The organism is Paraburkholderia tropica, from assembly GCF_914484835.1.
In the GTDB taxonomy this organism is placed as follows: domain Bacteria; phylum Pseudomonadota; class Gammaproteobacteria; order Burkholderiales; family Burkholderiaceae; genus Paraburkholderia; species Paraburkholderia tropica_A.
The window spans coordinates 1-656 of record NZ_CAJZAR010000021.1; the positions used below are offsets into that span (position 1 = coordinate 1).

A 656-nucleotide genomic window follows, 5' to 3' on the forward strand; every position below is an offset into this window, starting at 1 on the left:
TAATCGTCAGGCTTCTTATTGCGAAACCCCGGCCCTAAAAAGCCGGGGTTTTTGCTTTTTCGCTCTCCCTATAAGTGAGAGCGTTGTGGGTTCTGCGCCGAATAAAGTGCTTGACACGGTTCGGAACTTACCCCATAATCATCAGTTCTCTACGGAGGGGTGCCCGAGTGGCTAAAGGGGGCAGACTGTAAATCTGTTGGCTTACGCCTACGTTGGTTCGAATCCAACCTCCTCCACCAGAATTCAGCTGAAGTTAAGTGTCGGGAATCGGCAGTAGTCGGAAAAACTTCGCGGGTGTAGCTCAATGGTAGAGCAGAAGCCTTCCAAGCTTACGACGAGGGTTCGATTCCCTTCACCCGCTCCAGCGACGCAATAAAGTAGTTCAGAGCAGTTTTTGCCCATGTGGCTCAGTGGTAGAGCACTCCCTTGGTAAGGGAGAGGTCGGCAGTTCGATCCTGCCCATGGGCACCAGCCGGTATCTAGCAGGCCTCCAGAAGCGTTCAGAAGGCCTCGCATCGAGCAGGCAGCAGCAACCCAGTGATTGTTTGCGCGCCCCGCGCAACGTACGGAAAAATCCTCTTAGGAGTCGAAAATGGCCAAGGGTAAGTTTGAGCGGACCAAGCCGCACGTGAACGTGGGCACGATCGGTCACGTTG

General features: G+C 54.1%; 3 tRNA genes and 1 pseudogene. All 4 read left to right on the top strand.

Annotated features, from left to right (window positions below):
• Nucleotides 1-153 precede the first annotated feature (153 nt).
• A tRNA-Tyr gene (locus tag LDO54_RS01920) sits at nucleotides 154-239 on the top strand.
• A gap of 51 nt (nucleotides 240-290) precedes the next feature.
• Nucleotides 291-364: transfer RNA gene (locus tag LDO54_RS01925), tRNA-Gly, on the top strand.
• A 32-nt stretch (nucleotides 365-396) separates the two neighbouring features.
• Nucleotides 397-471, top strand: a tRNA-Thr gene (locus tag LDO54_RS01930).
• A 121-nt stretch (nucleotides 472-592) separates the two neighbouring features.
• Nucleotides 593-656, top strand: a pseudogene (locus tag LDO54_RS01935) (GTP-binding protein); the annotation flags it as partial.